The organism is Sphingomonas sp. CCH9-F2, assembly GCF_001556735.1.
In the GTDB taxonomy this organism is placed as follows: Bacteria; Pseudomonadota; Alphaproteobacteria; order Sphingomonadales; family Sphingomonadaceae; genus Sphingomonas; species Sphingomonas ginsenosidimutans.
The window spans coordinates 1-4,776 of record NZ_LSJO01000576.1 but is presented as its reverse complement, the minus strand read 5'-3'; the positions used below and the strand labels follow the sequence as shown (position 1 = coordinate 4,776).

The 4,776-nt window shown below is 67.0% G+C and carries 2 protein-coding genes; one reads left to right on the top strand and one right to left on the bottom strand.

What is annotated here, in order from left to right; all coding sequences use genetic code 11:
- Positions 1–1,428, bottom strand: a 1,428-nt coding sequence (locus AX685_RS16210; RefSeq protein WP_066490535.1) for a tryptophan halogenase family protein, incomplete at its 3' end; no start/stop codon positions are given.
- A 160-nt stretch (positions 1,429–1,588) separates the two neighbouring features.
- Between AX685_RS16210 and AX685_RS16205 the strand changes: the two genes are divergently transcribed.
- A complete protein-coding gene (locus AX685_RS16205; protein WP_066490533.1) occupies positions 1,589–4,720 on the top strand; it encodes a TonB-dependent receptor in 3,132 nt (1,043 codons plus the stop codon).
- The last annotated feature ends 56 nt before the right edge of the window (positions 4,721–4,776 follow it).

Here is a 4,776-nt window from a genome sequence, read left to right as displayed (position 1 = left end):
TCGGCGACACCGCGCAGCTCTACCATCGCCCAGTCGCGCCCGATCGTCGGCGCGCTGGTCGTACCCCTCGGGCACGATACGCTGCCCCAGATAGACCGCGATCCAGCTCGGCTCCAGGAACACCCCCTCGCGATAGGTTTCGACTCGCCCGCGTGCGCGGAACAGTGCCATCTTGCGCGCCAGTGTGTCGGGCACCTCCATCGTGCGCATCCGCGTCCAGAACGGCGCATCGTCGCGTTCGGTGGCGTGGTAATGGAGGATCAGGAAGTCGCGGATGCGGTCATATTCGATCCCCAGCACGCGGTTGAACTCGTCGCGGTCGGCGGGGTCGATCGCGCCGTCCGGGAACAGCTCGACCAAGGCGGTGATCGCGATCTGGATCAGGTAGATGCTGGTCGATTCCAGCGGCTCCAGGAACCCGCCCGCCAGCCCGATCGCGACGACATTGTCGACCCAGCCGCGCGGCCGTCGCCCGGCGTGGAAGCGCAGCAGTCGCGGTTCGGCCAGCGCCGGCCCCTCGATCGCGGCGAGCAGCGCGTCGCGCGCGGCATCGTCGTCCACATGCGCGCTGGAATAGACATAGCCGTTGCCGACACGGTGCTGCAGCGGGATGCGCCAGCGCCACCCCGCGGGCATCGCTACCGCGCTGGTATAGGGCAGCAGCGGCCCTTGTGACGCGCACGGAACCGCGACCGCACGGTCGCACGGCAGCCAGCGCGACCAATCCTCGAACGGTTCGCGCAGCGTGTCGCCGATCAACAGCGCGCGGAACCCCGAACAGTCGACGAACAGGTCGCCGGCCACCGCGCGTCCGTCCGCCAGCCGCACCGCGGTGACGCGCCCGCCGTCAGCATCGCGATCCACCGCCACCACGCGCCCCTCGATCCGTTGCGCGCCGTCCGCCTCCGCCCGCACGCGCAGATACGGCGCGTAGCGGGTGGCATCGAACTGATAGGCATAGCCATAGGTGGATAGCAGCGATTCGGGATCGTCGGCGGGCGGGGCGAAGCGCGCGCCGCGCGCCGCGACGACCGGCAGCGAAAAGTCCTGGAGTCGCTCGATCTGCCCGGCGCGCGCCAGATAATGGTGGAAACCGACCCCGTCGGTATCGCGCCCGAACACCCCGAACGGGTGGATGTAGCTGTCGCCGATCCGCGCCCAGTCGCGAAACTCGATCCCCAGTTTGAAGGTGGCGCCGGTGGCGCGCATGAAATCGGCCTCGTCGATACCGATGCGGGTGTTGAACGCGCGGATGTGCGGCAGCGTCGCCTCGCCCACGCCGACGATGCCGATCTCATCCGATTCGACCAGTACGATCTCGGCCTGCGCGGCGGGGACCAGCCGGGCGAGCGCGGCGGCGGTCATCCATCCGGCCGTGCCGCCGCCGACAATCACCACCCGCATCGCCTTCGCCCCCTCCGCCGCCATGCCCGCTGTGGTAACGTTACCACAGTCGGATGCCCGCGTTGGGACGCTCTAGAAACTTTTGCGTTTTTGTCTATTGTGAACGTTCCCTTTGCGCGTATGGCGCATCGGGAGCGGCCGGAATCGGCCGACGAAAAACGTACCGCTTCGGGGGGGATATCGAATGAGCCATCGGATCGATTCGCGCGTCGCGCGTCGCGGCATCACGCAATTGCTGGGCACCGGCGCATCCGTCTGGGCGCTGGCGATCGCTGCGCCGGCCATCGCGCAGGTCGCGCCCGCCACGCCGCCGCAGGGTGACGCCGCCACGCCCGCGCCGGACGCCGCAACGACCGACGCCGCAGAGGCAGGCAATGAGATCGTCATCACCGGCATTCGCGCCAGCCTGGCCAATGCGCAGGACCTGAAGCGCAACGCCGATACCGTCGTCGACGCGATCACCGCGCAGGACATCGGCGCGCTGCCCGACCGTTCGGTGACCGAGGCGTTGCAGCGCGTGCCGGGCGTGTCGATCACCCGCTTTGCCGCGGGCAGCGACCCGGACCATTTCTCGGTCGAGGGATCGGGCGTCGTCATCCGCGGCCTCAACTACGTGCGCTCGGAATTCAACGGCCGCGACACTTTCTCCGCCAACGGCGGCCGCGCGCTGAATTTCCAGGACGTGTCGCCCGAGCTGCTCGGCTCGGTCGAGGTCTACAAGAACATGACCGCCGACCAGATCGAGGGCGGCATCGCCGGCTCGGTCAACCTCAACACCCGCAAGCCGTTCGATAGCCGCGAGTCGGTCGCCTATCTGTCCGCCGACATGAACTACGGCGATTTCGCGGAGAAGGGCGGGCCGGCGGTGTCGGGGCTCATCACGCACAATTTCGATACTGCGATCGGCCGGTTCGGCGTGATGGCGGGCGCGTCCTATTCGCAGCTGTTCAGCCGCGCCGACGGGCTTCAGGTCACCAATTACCAGGCGCGCTTCAACGGATCGCGCGACATCAATGGCGATGGCGTGAACGAGACGGACACGATGCCGGGCCTCGCCGCCGGGCAGCTGGTCTATGCCCCGGTGGGTGCCGGCGCCCGCACGCAGCAGTTCAACCGCGAGCGGTTCGGCGCGGCCGCGGCGCTGCAGTTCGAATCGAACGACAAGTCGCTGCTGGCGACGCTGCAGTTCGTGCGCAGCGACGCCAAGCAGACGTGGGGCGAACATACGGTGGAAACCGCGCCCGATGCGATCGACCGGCTGACCTTCCCGGCGGCGGGCACCAGCTACACCTATGGCGACGACGGGCTGTTCCGCACCGGCGTGATCTCGATCGACCGCGGCTACACCCCGGCGGGCGGGCAGCAGCGCGGCATGATCACCCAGCTGTCGAACCGCGGGGTGCAGGGGCGCGCGATCACCAACGACTTCGGCGGTAACGTGAAGTGGCAGGCGACCGACCGGCTGTCGTTCAATTTCGACGGCCAGTATGTCGAATCGACCACGAAGCAGACCGACTTCTCGGTCTATGGCGGCACGTTCGCGGATGTGGCGCTGGACGTCACCGGCGACACGCCGGACATCCGCTTCCTGGCGCCCAACGGCCAGGACAGTGGCGCGTATTTCGCCGATCCGCGCAACAGCTACTATCGCGCGGCGATGGACCATTTCGAGGACAACAAGGGCCACGAATGGGCCTTCCGCGGCGATGCGACCTATGATTTCGACGATGCCGGTTTCCTGAAGCGGGCGAAGGTCGGCGCGCGCTATGCCGACCGCGACCAGACGGTGCGCTACACGCTCTACAACTGGGGCGTGCTGAGCGAGACGTGGTCGGGCAGCGGTCCCGTGACCTTCGCCGACACGCAGCCGGGCACCTATGGCTTCGACAGCTTCGACAACCAGTATCGCGGCAACGGCCCATCGGGGCTGGGTTCCTTCTACATCAACGGTAATCCGGCGGCGAACTATGCGCAGACCGCGGCGCAGGCGCAGGCGATCAACGCCATCTGGCAGACGCAGAAGGGCGCCAACGCCGGTGGCTGGACCCCGACCGGCCAGCGCGCGGGCGTGCTGCCGGGAACGCCGTTCCTGCCGAACGAGGTCTATACCAATTCGGAAGAGACCAAGGCGGCCTATGCCCGGCTCGACTTCGGGACGCAGGGCACCGACCTGCTCGGCGGGGTGAAGCTGTCGGGCAATATCGGCCTGCGCTACGTCCAGACGACCGACGATGCGGACGGCTTCTTCACCTTCCCGACGCAGGCGCAGATCATCGGCAGCGGCGGCAGCGTTGGCGCTTTCTGCTCGCAGCCGGCGCAGACCAGCCCCTTCTGTCAGCTGACCCCGACGCAGCAGCAGTCGATCCTCGCCTTCTCAAACGGCGCGGCGGTCAACCAGGTGACGCGCAACCGCTTCGACCACTGGCTGCCCAGCTTCAACCTGAAGGTGGGGCTGACGCCGAACCTCATCACGCGCTTCGCCTATTCCAAGGCGATCTCGCGGCCCGGCTTCGACCAGTTGCAGAGCACGATCCAGATCGCGCCGGCGACCGGCATCTCGGTCTTCCGGCTGGACGGGACGACGCGCAACTCGAACGCGCTGCTGCGCCCGGTGGAGGCGAACCAGTTCGACCTGACCGCCGAATGGTATTTCGCGCGCGTCGGCACGCTGACCGCGGCGCTGTTCTACAAGGATCTGAGCAACGTCATCGTCTCGAACGTCGCGCAGACGCGGTCCTATACCAACAATGGCGTGACGCAGGACGTGCTGTTCGTCGGCCCGCAGAACGCCGAAGGCCACAGCAATGTGAAGGGGTTCGAGGTCTCGTACCAGCAGACCTACGATTTCCTGCCCGGTTTCCTGTCGGGGCTGGGGGTGCAGGCCAACTACACCTATGTCGATCCGTCGAACATCCCGCAGGGCCGCGCGGCGCAGGCGACGTCGCCGACCACCACGATCGACGTGTCGCGGCTGCCGCTGGAAGGTTTGTCGAAGCATACGGTCAACGCCACCGTCTTCTATGAAAAGGGGCCGTTGTCGCTGCGCGCGGCGTATAACTGGCGGTCAAAGTACGTGCTGACGGTGCGTGACGAGATCGCGCCGTTCCTGCCGATCTATTCGGGCAGCTTCGGCCAGCTGGACGGCACGATCCTGTACACGGTCACCAAGCAGTTCAAGATCGGCGTGCAGGCGGTCAACCTGCTGGACAGCGTGACGAAGACCTATTCGGTCATCAACGCCGAAGGACAGCTGGCACCGCGCAGCTATTTCAAGAACGACCGGCGCTTCGCGCTGACCACGCGCATCCAGTTCTGAGGATGCGACACCTGCTCGCGGCGGTCGTTCTTGAAATAGCTGCGCGGTGCCAGCTG

What these genes read in the sequence shown, in the direction of transcription:
- AX685_RS16205 (WP_066490533.1), top strand. Translation starts at nt 1,589, where the DNA reads ATGAGCCATCGGATCGATTCGCGCGTCGCGCGTCGCGGCATCACGCAA.